The 14661-nt window shown below is 74.4% G+C and carries 16 protein-coding genes; 8 read left to right on the top strand and 8 right to left on the bottom strand.

Annotated features, from left to right (window positions below; genetic code table 11):
- Window positions 1–183 precede the first annotated feature (183 nt).
- Window positions 184–867: a TetR/AcrR family transcriptional regulator gene (locus ACIHAA_RS04995; protein ID WP_399813197.1), complete on the top strand. Its 684-nt coding sequence runs from the start codon at window positions 184–186 to the stop codon at window positions 865–867.
- Window positions 868–902: 35 nt separating this feature from the next.
- Here ACIHAA_RS04995 and ACIHAA_RS04990 read toward each other — a convergent pair whose 3' ends face one another.
- Window positions 903–1409 (bottom strand): DUF6214 family protein, encoded by a 507-nt coding sequence (locus ACIHAA_RS04990; RefSeq protein ID WP_399813194.1) that lies wholly within the window; start codon window positions 1407–1409, stop codon window positions 903–905.
- A gap of 226 nt (window positions 1410–1635) precedes the next feature.
- On the opposite strand from ACIHAA_RS04990, the gene ACIHAA_RS04985 reads away from it, so the two are divergent.
- The gene (locus ACIHAA_RS04985; protein ID WP_399813191.1) at window positions 1636–3078 is read left to right on the top strand and encodes an FAD-dependent oxidoreductase; all 1443 of its coding nucleotides are present in this window, start codon (window positions 1636–1638) and stop codon (window positions 3076–3078) included.
- A 45-nt stretch (window positions 3079–3123) separates the two neighbouring features.
- Here the strand turns inward: ACIHAA_RS04985 and ACIHAA_RS04980 are convergent, their stop codons facing one another.
- A complete protein-coding gene (locus ACIHAA_RS04980) occupies window positions 3124–3720 on the bottom strand; it encodes a hypothetical protein (protein WP_399813188.1) in 597 nt (198 codons plus the stop codon).
- A gap of 180 nt (window positions 3721–3900) precedes the next feature.
- Between ACIHAA_RS04980 and ACIHAA_RS04975 the strand changes: the two genes are divergently transcribed.
- The 4 genes from ACIHAA_RS04975 (at window position 3901) to ACIHAA_RS04960 (ending at window position 7945) form a co-directional block, all read left to right on the top strand.
- Window positions 3901–5043, top strand: coding sequence for a WD40/YVTN/BNR-like repeat-containing protein (locus ACIHAA_RS04975; RefSeq protein ID WP_399813185.1), 1143 nt, complete (start codon window positions 3901–3903; stop codon window positions 5041–5043).
- A 129-nt stretch (window positions 5044–5172) separates the two neighbouring features.
- A complete protein-coding gene (locus tag ACIHAA_RS04970) occupies window positions 5173–5850 on the top strand; it encodes a uracil-DNA glycosylase (RefSeq protein WP_399813182.1) in 678 nt (225 codons plus the stop codon).
- Window positions 5847–6854 (top strand): N-acetylglucosamine kinase, encoded by a 1008-nt coding sequence (locus tag ACIHAA_RS04965; RefSeq protein WP_399813179.1) that lies wholly within the window; start codon window positions 5847–5849, stop codon window positions 6852–6854. Before ACIHAA_RS04970 ends, ACIHAA_RS04965 begins: the two co-directional genes overlap by 4 nt.
- A gap of 167 nt (window positions 6855–7021) precedes the next feature.
- Window positions 7022–7945, top strand: coding sequence for a sirohydrochlorin chelatase (locus ACIHAA_RS04960; RefSeq protein WP_399813177.1), 924 nt, complete (start codon window positions 7022–7024; stop codon window positions 7943–7945).
- A 114-nt stretch (window positions 7946–8059) separates the two neighbouring features.
- On the opposite strand, the gene ACIHAA_RS04955 is transcribed toward ACIHAA_RS04960, so the two are convergent.
- A complete protein-coding gene (locus ACIHAA_RS04955; RefSeq protein WP_399813175.1) occupies window positions 8060–9079 on the bottom strand; it encodes a lactonase family protein in 1020 nt (339 codons plus the stop codon).
- Window positions 9080–9154: 75 nt separating this feature from the next.
- Window positions 9155–10642 (bottom strand): FUSC family protein, encoded by a 1488-nt coding sequence (locus ACIHAA_RS04950; protein WP_399813730.1) that lies wholly within the window; start codon window positions 10640–10642, stop codon window positions 9155–9157.
- A gap of 228 nt (window positions 10643–10870) precedes the next feature.
- Here ACIHAA_RS04950 and ACIHAA_RS04945 point away from each other — a divergent pair, with 228 nt between their 5' ends.
- Entirely contained in the window at window positions 10871–11347 is a 477-nt protein-coding gene (locus ACIHAA_RS04945) for an Lrp/AsnC family transcriptional regulator (protein WP_399813173.1), read from the top strand.
- Between the two features lie 33 nt (window positions 11348–11380).
- Here the strand turns inward: ACIHAA_RS04945 and ACIHAA_RS04940 are convergent, their stop codons facing one another.
- Entirely contained in the window at window positions 11381–12166 is a 786-nt protein-coding gene (locus ACIHAA_RS04940; RefSeq protein ID WP_399813170.1) for a LysR family substrate-binding domain-containing protein, read from the bottom strand.
- A 58-nt stretch (window positions 12167–12224) separates the two neighbouring features.
- Between ACIHAA_RS04940 and ACIHAA_RS04935 the strand changes: the two genes are divergently transcribed.
- Window positions 12225–12629: a DUF5997 family protein gene (locus ACIHAA_RS04935; RefSeq protein WP_399813163.1), complete on the top strand. Its 405-nt coding sequence runs from the start codon at window positions 12225–12227 to the stop codon at window positions 12627–12629.
- Window positions 12630–12635: 6 nt separating this feature from the next.
- Here ACIHAA_RS04935 and ACIHAA_RS04930 read toward each other — a convergent pair whose 3' ends face one another.
- The 3 genes from ACIHAA_RS04930 to ACIHAA_RS04920 are packed head-to-tail and all read right to left on the bottom strand — an operon-like array spanning window position 12636 to window position 14606.
- Complete coding sequence (locus ACIHAA_RS04930; protein ID WP_399813160.1) at window positions 12636–13688, bottom strand: iron-containing redox enzyme family protein; 1053 nt, start codon at window positions 13686–13688, stop codon at window positions 12636–12638.
- Window positions 13685–13948 carry a CDGSH iron-sulfur domain-containing protein gene (locus ACIHAA_RS04925; protein ID WP_399813157.1) on the bottom strand — a complete coding sequence of 88 codons (264 nt, stop codon included), beginning with the start codon at window positions 13946–13948 and terminating at the stop codon, window positions 13685–13687. The genes ACIHAA_RS04930 and ACIHAA_RS04925 overlap by 4 nt, the downstream gene beginning before the upstream one ends.
- Window positions 13932–14606, bottom strand: coding sequence for a HemK2/MTQ2 family protein methyltransferase (locus ACIHAA_RS04920; protein ID WP_399813154.1), 675 nt, complete (start codon window positions 14604–14606; stop codon window positions 13932–13934). The genes ACIHAA_RS04925 and ACIHAA_RS04920 overlap by 17 nt, the downstream gene beginning before the upstream one ends.
- Window positions 14607–14661 lie beyond the last annotated feature (55 nt).

The following is a 14661-nucleotide window of genomic DNA, read 5'->3' as shown; positions in this document are numbered from 1 at the left end:
TGGAGCGCTGCTGCGACACCTGACCCCGGGCCGTGAGAGGGACGGGACGGCGGGAGTGCGGGGTCTGCCCTGGACCATCCCCCGTGTGGCCCAGGGCAGACCTCACCCGGAGACCGGCCTCCGAGGCACGGTCCGGATGCGCTGAGTATATTGGCTGAAAGCCAGTCAACGCAGGAGTCCAGGATGTCCCCGCGCAGCCCCTCGGTCAATGAAGAGTTGCGACGGCGCTCACGGGAGCGGCTTCTCCAGGCCGCGGTCGAGCTGGTGAGCGAACGCGGCTACGACGCGACGACGCTCGGCGACATCGCGGACCGGGCCGGTTCCGCGCGCGGCCTGGTGTCGTACTACTTCACCGGCAAGCGGCAGCTCCTCCAGTCCGCCGTGCACCGGCTGATGCACCGCACCCTGGAAGAGGCCCTGGAACGCGAGCCGCGCACCGGGGACGGCCGGGAGCGGCTGGCGCGGACCGTCGACGCCGTCCTCGGACTGACGGTCCGTCACCCCGTCCTGATGCGCCAGCACATGGCGGGCATCTTGCAGGCGGAGGGGTTTGTGCAGTGCCCCGAACAGCAGCGGCTGGCCGAGCTGCTGCGGGACACGGTCGCCCGGTACGGGTCGCCCGACCCCGACAGCGACTATCCGAGACTGCGGGCGCTGTTGATGGGCGCGGTCTACGCGGCACTGGTGCCCGGCGCCCCGATGCCGCTGCCGGTGCTGCGGGCGGAGCTGTTCCAACGGTACGGACTCGCACCGGAGATGGGGGCGCCGCAGGACATCGCGGGCGCGGGCGAGCCGCACGGCACCGATCTGTCACGGTTCTTCGCGACGGAGAGCCGCTCCCCGGAGCAGCCCGACCGGGACGGCTAGCGCCGCGCTCCCGCCGTGGGTGCCGACGGCCCTGCTCAGTCGCGGGTGTGACGTGGTGTCAGGAAGCCCGCGTCCCGCGCCCCGCCGATCAGTTTCAGAGAGCCGCGGCGGCTGCGGCCGGTCGCGGCCATCACCGCCAGCACCGGGTCGGCCCCCTGCCCCTGGGCCGCGAGGTACTCCTCGGCCACCAGGCGCATCCCCTCGGCGCCGGACGGCCAGAAGGCGTCCCGCACCAGGGTCCCGCCGGACCCGGGAGTCGCTCCCGCGTCCCCGGCGGACCCGGAGGACTCGAGCGGCTCGTCGGACGGTGCGGGATCGCCGCCGCAGGCGGCGATCAGGGGCCCCTCGATCCAGTCGGCGAGCGCCGTCAGATCGTCGAGGGACAGCGGCGGCTGCGCCCTGACCTCCTCGATCCCCACGCATCCGCCGGATGCCACCGCGAGCACGTCCACCCGTCCCCCGTCGGGGAGATCGAGCCGGACCGCGAACCATGACGTGACGCTTCCGCACTCCTGCACCTCCCACGCGGGCCATACGGACACCGGCCCGTCGGAGGAGACATCGGATCGGAAGTGATCGGAAAAATCCCCAAAGGACGCTTCCAACATATACGTAACGTAAGCGAGCGATCACATACCATGCGAAGAGCCACGCACGGCAGGGTCCCGCTCCGTACCCCGTCGGCCCAGCGCCACGATCCCTCCCCTCCCGCCGTGCCCGGTGCCATGCTGGAGCCACCAGCGATCTCCTCAGCGAGGGAGTTCCGCCGTGCTGAATGTCGCCGTCGTCGGCTCCGGGCCGAGCGGGGTCTACACCGCCCAGAGCCTTGTCCAGCAGGACCCCGAGGTGCGTGTCGACGTCCTCGACCGGCTGCCCTGCCCCTATGGGCTGGTGCGCTACGGCGTGGCACCCGACCACGAGAAGATCAAGTCGCTCCAGAACAATCTGCGCACGGTGCTGGAGCACGAGCGGATCCGCTTCCTCGGCGGCGTCGAGGTGGGCACCGGCGGAGTGCCGCCCGCCCGGCTGCGCGAGCTGTACCACGCGGTGGTCTACTGCGTGGGCGCCGCCACCGACCGGCATCTGGACATCCCCGGCGAGGAGTTGCCGGGCAGCTGGTCGGCGACCGAGTTCGTGTCCTGGTACAGCGCGCACCCGGATTCCGCCGCCGACGGCTTTGTGCTGGGCGCGCGGACGGCGGTGGTGATCGGAGCGGGAAACGTCGCCGTGGACGTGACCCGGATGCTGGCCCGGGGGGCGACGGAGCTGAGCCCCACCGACATGCCGCAGGCCGCGCTCACGGCGCTGGCCGCCAGCGCGGTCGGGGAGATCCACATGGTGGCGCGGCGCGGCCCCTCCCAGGCCCGGTTCACCACCAAGGAACTGCGCGAGCTGGGCTCCCTGCCGGACACCGAGGTGATCGTGGACGAGGAGGAGCTGGCCCTCGATCCGCACTACGCCGACCCGTCGGGACTGCCCGCCGCCCAGCGCCGCAATATCGAGGTGCTGCGCTCCTGGGCCGCGGCGCCGTTGCGGGGCGCCCCGCGCCGGATCCGGCTGCGTTTCTTCCTGCGGCCGGTGGAAGTGCTCGCCGCCCAGGACGGCTGCCCCTTCGACGAGCAGGGCCCCGGGTGCGGGGAGAGCCGTGTGGGCGCGGTGCGTTTCGAGCGGACGGCGCCGGACGGCGCGGGCGGGGTCGGCGGCACCGGGCGCTACGAGGAGGTGGCGGCCCAGCTGGTGCTGCGGTCGGTGGGCTATCGCGGAGTGCCCCTGGAAGGACTGCCGTTCGACGCCGGGAGCGGGACCGTGCCGAACGAGGCGGGACGGGTGCTGCGGGAGGGCGCCGTGTCGCCCGGCGAGTATGTGGCGGGCTGGATCAAGCGGGGCCCGACGGGCGTGATCGGCACCAACCGGCCCTGCGCCAAGGAGACGGTGACCTCGCTCCTCGAGGACGCCCCCGCGCTCGGGGAGCGCGCGGTGCCCGAGGACGCGCTGCCGCTGCTGCGGGCGGACGGCACCGCGCCGGTCGAATGGCCCGGGTGGCTGGCGATCGAGCGGGCGGAAGCGGAGCTCGGCGCCTCGCTCGGCCGGTCGGTGGTGAAGCTCCCGGACTGGCAGGCCCTGATGACGGCCGCCCGGCAGGTCGCGGACGGAGCCGCCGCGCGCACCGCCGCACGGCAGCAACCGCCCCGGAACCAGCAACCCGCCTGAGGCGGCCCGCCGGGTCCCGGACCCGGCCCCGGCCGCCGGGCCGCGTCAGCCTGTCGTGCGGCCCCACATCGGGCCGAAGCGGGCCCAGGCGGCGTCCCACTGGGCCATCCGGCGCCGTTCCAGGCGTTCCCGGACGATGCGTCCGCCCAGATAGGGAACCGCCGCGATGCTCACCCCGACCAGCACCCCGACCATCGCGGCGCGGATCCACGCCTCGGACCCCGAGACGGGCGGGGTCACCAGGGAGCCGCGGCTGTCCGTCCACACGGTCACGGCCGTACCCGTCCGGCTGCCGACGGCCACCCGCGCCCGGCCCGCGTGGGAGCGACCGTCCGGCCCCGTCCAGTGCACATCCGCCCAGACGCGCTCCGGGTCGGACGCGGACGCCGTCTCCCTGGGCGCGTCCCGGGTCAGCAGGGCCACCACCGGGCGCCACTCGGCCCGTTCCCGGGCGAGGCCGTGCTCCACGGAGTGCGTCGCCGCGATCCCCGTCAGCACGCCCCCGACCACGGTCGCCAGCCACACCGCCAGCACCACCCAGGCCTCCAGCGCGTCACTGCGCCGCCGCAGCGGATTGCGCCGCCATCGCCACCACCACACCCCGGGACCGCGGAACGCCGTCACCGATGCCGGCCGCCTCATCGATGCCCTCCTTCTCACGTACACACGCATACCCCCGACCGCCCTCCCATACGGGAGACGCGCCGCCGCTGCTCATATGACATCCGCGGTCCCGGGCACCGGATGCCGGGCCGAGTCCTGTGCGCCCGGCGGCGACACGGCCTCCGACCTGCGCGAACAGGGCGCGGGGAGCGAGTGTCAGTGCCGGGGTGCAGACTGGCCGGTGTCTGGGACGAAGGCGTTTCGGAGGTGGTCGGCGTGGGCGGGGTACTGCTCGCCGTGGGCACGCGCAAGGGCTTGTTCATCGCGCGGCGCCAGGGCGGCACATGGGAGTTCGGCGACGGTCCGTACTTCAACGCGCAGGCGGTGTACTCGGTCGCCATCGACACCCGCGGTGCGACCCCACGACTGCTCGCGGGCGGGGACAGCGCGCACTGGGGGCCCTCCGTCTTCCACTCGGACGACCTGGGCCGCACCTGGACCGAGCCGGCCCGGCCCGCGGTCAAGTTCCCCAAGGACACCGGGGCTTCGCTGGAGCGGGTCTGGCAGCTGCACCCGGCGGCCGCGGAGCCGGACGTCGTGTACGCGGGTACGGAGCCTGCCGCGCTGTACCGCTCGGAGGACCGCGGGGAGAGCTTCGAGCTGGTGCGCCCGCTCTGGGAGCACCCGACACGCGACCGATGGGTGCCGGGCGGCGGTGGTGAGGGCCTGCACACGGTGGTGACCGACCCCCGGGACCCGCGGGCCGTCACCGTGGCCGTGTCGACGGCCGGGGTGTTCCGGACCCGGGACGGCGGCGCGAGCTGGGAGCCGTCCAACTCGGGTGTGTCCGCGGTCTTCCTGCCCGACCCGGACCCGGAGTTCGGCCAGTGCGTCCACAAGATCGCCCAGGACCCGGCACGGCCGGACCGGCTGTATCTCCAGAACCACTGGGGGGTGTACCGGAGCGACGACGCCGGCGCGCACTGGACGGACATCGGGGACGGACTGCCCTCCACGTTCGGCTTCGCGGCGGCCGCCCATCCGCACCGCGCGGACACCGCCTATGTGTTCCCGATCAACGCGGACGCGGACCGGGTCCCGGCGGACCGCCGCTGCCGTGTCTTCCGCACGGCGGACGCGGGCGGGAGCTGGGAGCCGCTCACGGCGGGCCTGCCCGCCGGGGACCACTACGGCACGGTGCTGCGCGACGCCCTCTGCACGGACGACGGGGATCCGGCGGGCGTGTACTTCGGCAATCGCAACGGCGAGTTGTACGCGTCGGCGGACGACGGCGACAGCTGGCAGCAGCTCGCCTCCCATCTGCCGGACGTGCTGTGTGTACGGGCCGCGCTGATCGGCTGACCCGACGGTGACGGGTATGGACCGAAGAAGGCGCCTTCCGGCCCCGGTCGGCACCGGGGCCGGTCATTCCCGGTCGGCCTCGGGCCACCGGTTGATCGTCGGCCCCTGCCCGGCAGTAGGGTGACGCCCGTGGCACCACGACCGTTGCATGAGATCGTCGAACCCGGCTGGGCGAAGGCTCTGGAGCCCGTGGCCGGAAGGATCGCCGAGATGGGCGACTTCCTGCGCACGGAGATCGCCGCGGGGCGCACCTACCTGCCCGCCGGGCCGAACGTCCTGCGGGCCTTCCAGCAGCCCTTCGACGACGTCCGGGTGCTGATCGTCGGACAGGATCCCTATCCCACACCGGGACATGCGGTGGGCCTGTCGTTCTCGGTCGCCCCGGACGTGCGCCCGCTGCCGGGCAGCCTGATCAACATCTTCCGGGAGCTGAACACCGACCTGGGCCTGCCCCAGCCGTCGAGCGGTGACCTCACCCCCTGGACCCAGCAGGGGGTGCTGCTGCTCAACAGGGCGCTGACCACGGCCCCCCGCCGTCCCGCAGCGCACCGGGGCAAGGGCTGGGAAGAGGTCACCGAGCAGGCGATCCGGGCGCTGGCGGCGCGCGGTAAGCCGCTGGTGTCCATTCTGTGGGGCCGCGACGCACGCAATCTGCGGCCGCTGCTCGGTGAGGTGCCGTCGGTCGAGTCCGCGCATCCGTCCCCGATGTCGGCGGACCGGGGCTTCTTCGGCTCGCGGCCCTTCAGCCGCGCCAACGATCTGCTGCTGGGGCAGGGCGCACAGCCGGTGGACTGGCGTCTGCCGTGACGCCTCCGGGCGACGGTCCGCCGGTCCCGGAGGCCGTCCTCGCCGTGGACTCCGGGGGTTCCGGCCTGCGCGTCGCCCTGGCCCCGGCGGGCGGTCCGGCGTCCGCGGCGACGGCTCCCCTCATCTCCCGGGAGCCCGTGCGGACCGGTCCCCGGGGCATCGACGCCGGACATCTGCTGGAGCAACTGCTGCCGCTGGCCGAGCGGTTGGGGGCGGGCAGGGGCGGCACCCGGATCGGGGCGGCCGTGATCGGTGCGGCCGGTCTGGCCACCCTGGGCGACGAGTTGCGGACCGTGCTGCCGGACGCACTGGCCGGTGCGCTGGGGGTGCGCAGGGTCGCCCTGGCCGCGGACGCCGTCACCGCCTACGCCGGTGCGCTCGGCGCGCGCCCCGGGGCGGTGGTCGCGGCCGGAACCGGGCTGATCGCGCTGGGCACGGACCTCAAGAGCTGGCGCCGGGCGGACGGTTGGGGCCATCTGCTGGGCGACAGCGGCGGCGGGGCATGGATCGGCCGGGCGGGTCTGGAGGCGGCGCTGCGCGCCCACGACGGGCGGCCCGGCGGTTCGCACCGCCTGCGGAGCCGGGCGGAGGCGCTGTTCGGCCCGGTGGCCGGACTGCCCGGCCAGCTGTATCCGCGCCAGGACCGGGCCGCGGTGCTGGCCTCCTTCGCGCCCGAGGTGGCCGCGTGCGCCGCCGGGGACCCGGTGGCGGCGGACATCCTGGCGGCCGCCGCGCACCACATGGCCGAGTCGGCGGCCGCCGTCTGCCCCGACTCCGGGCATCCTCATGTCGCCCTCACCGGCGGCCTGTTCCGCCTGGGCGACCCGCTCCTCGTGCCGCTGCGTCAGGAGTTGGCGCGGCGGCTTCCGCACGCCCGGCCGGTCTCCGCCGAGGGCGACCCGCTGCACGGCGCCGTGCGGATCGCCCTCGCCCTCGCGGACGGCGCACTGGAGCTGCCGCACGACGAGCGGCTGCTCACCGTCGTGACCGTGCCGGGCGCGTGATTCCGCCTGCCGGAGGCGGGGTGTTGTCGCGGGTGCACGACGGGAATGTCACACGGTATCGATCACTTCTCCTCCGTACGTAACTCATCAGACAAAACCGGACGGATACCGCTCACCTGCACCCTCCCCGAACAGGGGAGCCCACCAAGCCAGTAGCATGCGGCGCCATGAGCTCCTCCACTGGGCCCGCATCTGGCCTGCCTGTACGAATGCCGCGACCCCGTCAGCCCGGGAGGCACCGCCGTCCCGAACCGCTGGCGGCTCCCGAGGGCGCACCCGCGCTTGTCCTCGCGGTGCCGGGCACGCCCAGCGCCGCCACGCGCAGCCTCGCCGAGGAGGTCGTGAGCATCGCGCGTTCCGAGCTGCCCGGTCTCGACGCGCGGATCGGGTACCTGGACGGGGACGACGCCGAGTTCCCGATGCTGGGGTCCGTCCTCACCCATGCCTCCGAGGAGCGCACCGCCCGCTATGAGCAGGCCGTCGCGGCCGGTGTGGAGGCCAAGGAGCCCGAGGGCCCCGTCGCCGTCGTGGTGCCTCTGCTGGCCGGTCCGGACAGCGCGCTGCTGCGCCGTGTCCGCCAGGCCGTGATGGACAGCCGTGTCGCGGCCGATCTGACCGATGTGCTCGGCCCGCACCCGCTGCTCGCCGAGGCGCTGCACGTGCGCCTGTCGGAGGCCGGTCTCGCCCGCGCCGACCGGGCCCGCCTGTTCACCGTGGCGACGGCCGCGGACGGCATTGTCCTCGCGTCCGTGGGCGGCGAGGAGGCGGTGCAGGCGGCCGGGATCACCGGCATGCTGCTGGCCGCGCGGCTCGCGGTGCCGGTGATGGCGGCGGCGCTCGACCAGGAGGGCTCGATCACGGCCGTCGCCGAGCAGCTGCGCTCCTCGGGCTCGCAGCAGCTCGCGCTCGCACCGTATCTGATCGGTCCTGAGCTGGAGGCCGGTCTGCTGGCCGCGGCCGCCGAGGAGGCGGGCTGCGCCGCCGCCGAGGCGCTCGGCGCCTACCCGGCGATCGGCAAGCTGGCGCTGGCCAAGTACACGACGGCCCTGGGGATCGCCCCGCAGCAGCCGCAGGGCGCTCCGGCGCACTGAGGCCGCCCCGGCGTCCGTACGACGAAGGGCCCGCTCCCGTGGAGGAGCGGGCCCTTCGCCCTGTCGGCCCCCGAGGACGGCCGACAGCGGCGGCGGTGCGGTCGAAGCCGCCGGTCAGCCGAGGACGACGCAGGAGGCGGCCGGTACCCGCAGGGAACCGCCCCGCAGCGGCACCCCCGTCTCCGGGTCCGGCACGAACCAGGTGACGTCACCGGAGCGCTCGTTGGCGACGTAGAGGCGTCCCTGCGCCAGGGTGATCGCCCGTGGCCAGACGCCCCCGCACGCCACCGCGGCCACCGGACGCAGTCCGCCGCCCTCGACGGCGAGTACCGACAGCAGGTCCTGCCCCCGGGTGGCGGTCCATACGAAGCGTCCGTCGGGGGAGACGGCGATCCCGGAGGGGTAGGCGTCGCCGGTGGGCGGCTCCGGGAGCACGGGGGTCTCGGAGACCGGTTCGAGGGCTCCGGATACGGCGTCCCAGCGGCAGACGGCGACGGTGGGCGTCAGCTCGTTCAGGACGTAGACGCGGTCGCCGCCGGGGTGGAAGGCGAGATGGCGCGGACCGGATCCGGCGGGCAGCCGGGTCTCGCGGTGCAGCCGGGGGACGCCGTCCCGCAGGGTGCACACCCGGACGGAGTCGGTGCCCAGGTCGACCGTCAGGAACCAGCGGCCGCCGGGATCCGGCTGTACCTGATGGGCGTGGGGTTCCTGCTGGCGCTCGGGGTCGGGGCCCGAGCCGCGGTGCCGGAGCACGCCGGACGCGCGGTCCGCCAGGGTGCCGTCGGCGCGCAGGGGGACGGCGGTGACGCTGCCGGAGCCGTAGTCGGCGGTCAGGACATGACCGGAGTGCAGGCTGAGATGCGTGGGGCCCGCGCCGACGGGGACCGGCGGGCCCGCGGGTTCGAGCCGGTCTCCGTCGGCGCGGTATGCGGCGACCGCGCCGTCGGGCGCCTCGCTGACCGCGTAGAGCAGGTCCCCGGACAGGGCCAGGTACGAGGGGTCGGGCAGCCCTTCGTGGACATCGAGGGCGGTCAGTGCTCCGCTGTCCGGGTCGACGTCCGCCGTGCGGATGCCGTGCCCTCCCGCCGTCGTGAAGGAGCCGATGTACGCCCTCCGCCTGCTGCCGTCCGCCACTGCCGTCCCCTCTCGTCGACGTCGCCGGGACGACCGTAGCAGCAGGTCTAGACCACGAGGGGGGCCTCTGGGAGGTCAGATCCCGGCCGGGATCGGGCCGCGCAGCGGTGTGGCCAGCGCCAGCAGGGCCCGCTCCAGGTCGTGGAGGTGCCCGAGGGCCCGCTCGGCGCCCGGGTGGTGGCCGGGAACGCCCTGGTCCGCCGCGAGGAGGCGTTCGGGGACAGCTCCGAGCAGGGCCTCCACCGCGGCCTCGACGCGTCGGCAGGCCGCGGTGAGGCGGGCGTCGTGGGAGGCGTCGGGGTCGGCGGCCACGGCCGCGAGGCCATGGGCCTCCCGGACGCAGCGGTCGAGCAGGGCCAGCACCTGGCGGGCCCGGGCCTTACGGGCCACCAGCGGGTTCAGCGGGTGCACCAGCGGTGCGAGGGCCGCTCGCACCCGCCCGAGCAGCGTCTCCAGCTCGGTGGCGCGGGAGGCGGGGTCCGCCGCCTCGTCGCCCGCCAGCCGCCGTGCCGCCGCGGTGGTGCAGCCGTGCACGGCGTGCACGGCCCGGTGCACCCACCGGTCGGTGACCGCATGGGTGGTGACCGGCAGGACGAGAACGACGGCGAGCGCGGCGCCGAGCGCCCCGACGCCGGTCTCCGCGAGGCGCAGTCCGAGCAGCCCCGGGTGCAGCACACCGAGCAGCCCGTACAGCAGGCCCGCCATGACGGTGACGAAGAACATCATCCAGCTGTAGGACAGCGCCGCCGTGTAGAAGATCCCGAACACACAGGCGGCGATGAGCAGAGCCGTGGGGGCGGGCGCGCCGTGCAGCGGTACGGCGACCAGCAGTCCGGCGGCGATGCCGGTGACCGTGCCGACGAGCCGCCGGAAGCCCCGGACCAGCGTCTCGCCGCGCGAGGCGGTGTTCACAAAGATCCACCAGGTGGTGCCGACGGCCCAGTACCAGCGCTGGTCGGACAGCAGCTGGCCCGCGGCGACGGCGAAGGCACAGGCGGCGGTCGCCTGGAAGGCCTGCCGCACGGCGGGCCGGTCCCAGCCCCGCCCGTCGAGCGGCGCGGGTGCCGCGGGCGGCGGAGTGCGGCGCTCCACGCACCACAGGCCGAAGCGGACCGCCGCCGAGGCCGCCAGGGACAGCGCCACGGCCGCGAACAGCTCCGGCAGCAGGGCCGGGACCGCGTGCAGGAACTGCGCGACGAAGAAGTTCATGAAGGCGAAGATGCCGAGCGCATTCCCCCGCGGCCCCCAGCGGCGTGCGTACACCCCGGCGAAGACCACCGCGAGCCAGGCCGCGTCCCGCAGCGCGGGCATGCCGTGCAGGGTGGTCGCGAGCGTGAGGACGGGCAGTCCGGCGACGGGCAGCAGCGCGGTGGTGACCGCCTGGCCCCGCACCGTCGGGTCGGCGACCGTGAACAGCGCCAGGAGCGCGGCGAGACCGCCGGTGACGGAGGCGGGCAGGGACAGCCCGGCCGCCTCGCACAGGGTCACGGCCAGGCCGATGCCGAGGACCGCGCGCAGCGCGACCCTGAGCCGGAACAGCCCCGGATCCGGAGCCATGAACATCTTCTTCACTGCGGAGTTCCGCCCCCTGCCTGTCTGTGGTGCCGCCCGGACATGAGAATGGCGCCGCGGGCACGGTTTCCGGCTTCGTCACCGGTCCTGCGCTGCGCGGCGCCATTGATGCCCGTAAGGAAAGCATCAGTACGGCAGTGGCTCAAGCGGTGCCCCGTTCACTGGGCCATTGGTACAGTCATCCCTGATCCACTCAGGCAACGGGGAGGCCAACGGACCATGGCCGTGGACGAACTCGACACACGCATCCTGCGGCTGCTGCTCCAGCAGCCGCGTACCAGCGTGCGGGAGTACGCCCGGATCCTGGGCGTCGCCCGCGGCACGCTCCAGGCCCGGCTGGACCGGCTGGAGCGCGACGGGGTGATCACCGGGACGACCCCTTCCCTGTCCCCCGCCGCGCTCGGCCACCCGGTGCTCGCCTTTGTGCACATCGAGGTCACCCAGGGGCATCTGGACGATGTGGGCGATGCGCTCGCGGCCGTGCCGGAGATCGTCGAGGCGTTCTCGATCACCGGGGGCGGCGATCTGATGACCCGGGTGGTGGCGCGGGACAACGCGCATCTGGAGGACGTCATCCAGAAGCTGATCAGCCTGCCGGGGGTCGTCCGCACCCGCACCGAGGTGGCACTGCGCGAGCGGGTTCCGCACCGGCTGCTTCCGCTGGTGGAGTCGATCGGCCGCTCGGCGGCGAGCTGACGCCCGGCTTCCGGCCCCCGGAGCTCCGGGGGGCTACGAACGGCGGCGGGGCTTGCCGCGGCGGCTGCCCCCCGCGCCGCCGGATCCGCTCCGCGGGCTCCTGGCCGTCGGCTTCCCCTGCTTGCCCGTCCCGGCCGCCGCGGACCCCCGCCGGGCTCCGGACGCGTCCGGGCGCTTCTCCTTGGACCGGGTGTCGGCCCCTGCCGGGGTGCGCCCCCGGGTGCTGTTCACCGTCCGGCCGCGGACGATGCCGATGAAGTCCTCGACCAGGTCCGTCGTGGCGTCCTCCGGCCACGACAGGGCGACCCCGGACTGGGGGGCGTCGGCCACGGTCCGGTAGGTGAGGTCCCGGCGGTGGTACAGGCGCGCCAGGGACTGCGGCACGACCAGGAGCCCCACTCCCGCCGCCACCAGCTCGATCGCGTCCTCCGTGGTGGCGGGCCGCTCGAACGCGGGCTGCCCCGGCGGCCGCTCCCAGTCCAGGACGTCGTCGAGGGGGTGGAAGACGACCTCCTCGGCGAGGTCCGCGAGGGACACCTCGTCCACCGCGGTCACCAGATGGTCCTTGGGGACGACGACGACCGTCGTCTCGGTGTAGAGGGGGATCGCGCTGAAGACGGTGCGGTCCACCGGGAGCCGCACCAGTCCCGCGTCGGCGGTCCGCTCGCGCAGCATCCCGGTGGCCTCGGCCGCCGGGACCTGGAGCAGGGTGAGGGGGATGTCGGGCAGGCGTTCGTTCCAGATCCGCACCCATTTGGCGGGCGTCACCCCGGGGACGTACGCGAGCCGGAAGGAGGGGGATGTTTCCGAGCCTGTCACCCCGCCAGGTTACCGGGCGTGGTCGAAGGTCCCCCACACGGCCGATAGTCTGGACACCATGACGTCGCACCAGACCACCCAGACCATGAAGCCCGCGACCGCGGCGAAGAAGCTGGGTGTGTACCTCCCCGCCACCCCCGCCGCGTTCCAGGAGGGTGTCGTCTCGCGTGCCGAGCTGAACGAACTCCAGGCGAATCCCCCGGAGTGGCTGCGGGAGCTGCGACTCAACGGCCCGCACCCGCGCCCGGTCGTGGCGTCGAAGCTGGGCGTCTCCATCGCGGGACTCGCCCGCGGCGGTGTGACGGAAGCCCTGACGACCGAGCAGATCGAGGCGCTCAAGCAGGACCGGCCCGAGTGGCTGGAGAAGGAGCGCGCCACCCAGGCCGAGGTCCGCAAGGAGACCGCCCGGCTCCGGAAGCGGGACGCCGAGCGCGCCGAGCAGGAATCCGACACGCGTTCCTGACGCCCGTCACGCGGTGGCGGGGCCGCCGCGTGTTCCGGGGCCCGCGTACGGCGGCAGCGCCCCCGTGCGCAGGGCCGGGCGGCCCGCGCGCCACGCCCCGAGCAGCCGCGCGGCGAGCCGGTCCTCCAGAAAGCCGGTGGTCCGGATGCCGAACACGATGTCCGCCTCCAGACCGGGTTCGCTCTCCAGCAGTCCGCCGACCACCTCATGGCGTACGACCTGTTCATGGACGGCGTCCGCCACCACGTGCTCCTCGTAGAAGCGCAGCGCGGCCGCGCCCGCACCGGCCCGGCGCAGCGCCTCGGCAAGGCGACGCGAGCCCGGCGACGAGGTCACCTCGACGGCGGCGAAGTGGCCGGTCAGCGCGCCCCTGAGGCTTCGGTGCAGTCCGAACAGGGACATCTGGTTGACGGTCGCGAGCACTTCGGCGGGGGCGGCCTCCAGGTAGTACCCGTAGGCCGTGCTCAGCCCCAGTTCCGCCATCAGGTCCGCGAACAGCCCGGCATGGATCTCGTCGGCCCGCCCCGCGCCGAACTCGTCGAACTCCACCGCCGCCATGGCCGCCTTGGCCCGGCCGTGCAGCCGGGGGATCACCCACGCGTGCGGGTCGGCTTCTTTCAGGTGGTAGAGCGAGCGCAGCGCCGCGTACTCCCGCAGGTGCTCCAGCCTGCTCCCGCTTCTGAGGTAGTGGGAGACGCCGGTGCCGTCGTCGCCGACCGGTTCGAGCTGGAGTTCGTCGAGGGCCTGCTGCGCGCCCGTACCGTCGTCGGGGACGTCGTCCCGCAGGGCGGCCAGAAAGCGTGCTTCGAGGGCGCGGCGGAAGGCGAGGAGCGCGGGCTCCCACTCGCGGTCGTCGTCGACCCCGTCGAACCCCTGGTAGTGCAGTTCGTAGAGCACATACAGCGCGAGCTGGAGGTCCTCCCCGTACGGATCGCTCTCCTCGGGCTCGCGGAGCGGGGAGTTCTCCCGCAGGGCCGCGATCACCGCCCGCGAGAGCGGGCCCCTCGGCGGCGGCAGGGGCGGGCTGAAGCGGCGCGGTTCGGTCCGGGTGAGCGTCACTCGGGTCTCCCCCCCTCCCCGGGCCCGGGCCCCCGTCGCTCCCGGCGGCGGTGGCTGGTGTCGCACCAGGGGTAGGCACGGCTGCGCCGACAGGTGCAGACGGCCACGGCGAACCTCCGGCTCACCACCGGCACCCCGTCCGGGCCGGTGATCTCCACCGGCCCCTCGACCAGCAGCGGGCCGTCACGTTCGACACGTATCCGGCAGACCCGCGCGCGACCGGGCCGCGCATCGGCTCCGTCTTCAGGTTCGTACGGCACGGATGACCACCAACTCCTCCTCCAGGCCGTCGCCCGCCAGTCCGCGCTGCCGCAGCCAGCCGAGCCGGGAGAGCAGCACCCGGCCGTAGGGCACCCGCGCCCGGTCGGTGACGACGGCGTTCAGCCCCGACCCGGACAGCCGTGCGAGTGTCTCCTCGACCCCGCACAGCGCGGAGTGCACCACCAGCAGCACGCCGTGCGGGCGCAGCAGGGTGGTCGTCGCGTCGCAGATGCGGTCCAGCAGCAGGCGGCCGTCCCCTCCGGCGTCCCAGGCGCGCGCGGCACCGCGGGGCGCGGCGCGCCGGGGTGACGGGACGTACGGCGGGTTGCTGACCACCAGGTCGAAGCTGCGCCCGGGCACGGCCGAGGTGAGGTCACCGCGGCGCACGCTGATGCGCTGCCCGCTGAGCAGCGCGTTCACCCGGGTCGCGAACACCGCCCGCCGGGAGATGTCGACCGCGGTGACCCGCGCGCCGAGCCGGGCGGCGGTCAGGGCGAGGGTTCCGGTGCCGGTCCCCAGGTCCAGCACGTTCGCGCCCGGGGCGATCGGCTCGCGGTGCAGGGCCCGGCGCAGCAGCCAGGTGTCCTGCTGGGGCTCGTACACCCCGGGTGGCACCCAGGCACGCTCCCGCGGAGCCGGACTGGTCGCGACGGTCACGGGCTTCTCCGTAGAGGACACCTCATCCGAGTGCCCAACCGGGGCCGATCGACAC

This window comes from Streptomyces sp. NPDC052040, from assembly GCF_044548405.1.
GTDB lineage: Bacteria > Actinomycetota > Actinomycetes > Streptomycetales > Streptomycetaceae > Streptomyces.
The sequence above is the reverse complement of the archived record's forward strand: the minus strand, read 5'-3'. Positions and strand labels throughout refer to the sequence as shown.

What these genes read in the sequence shown, in the direction of transcription:
- ACIHAA_RS04995 (WP_399813197.1), top strand. Translation starts at nt 184, where the DNA reads ATGTCCCCGCGCAGCCCCTCGGTCAATGAAGAGTTGCGACGGCGCTCA.
- ACIHAA_RS04960 (WP_399813177.1), top strand. Translation starts at nt 7,022, where the DNA reads ATGAGCTCCTCCACTGGGCCCGCATCTGGCCTGCCTGTACGAATGCCG.
- ACIHAA_RS04945 (WP_399813173.1), top strand. Translation starts at nt 10,871, where the DNA reads ATGGCCGTGGACGAACTCGACACACGCATCCTGCGGCTGCTGCTCCAG.
- ACIHAA_RS04935 (WP_399813163.1), top strand. Translation starts at nt 12,225, where the DNA reads ATGACGTCGCACCAGACCACCCAGACCATGAAGCCCGCGACCGCGGCG.
- ACIHAA_RS04950 (WP_399813730.1), bottom strand. Translation starts at nt 10,642, where the DNA reads ATGTTCATGGCTCCGGATCCGGGGCTGTTCCGGCTCAGGGTCGCGCTG.
- ACIHAA_RS04980 (WP_399813188.1), bottom strand. Translation starts at nt 3,720, where the DNA reads ATGAGGCGGCCGGCATCGGTGACGGCGTTCCGCGGTCCCGGGGTGTGG.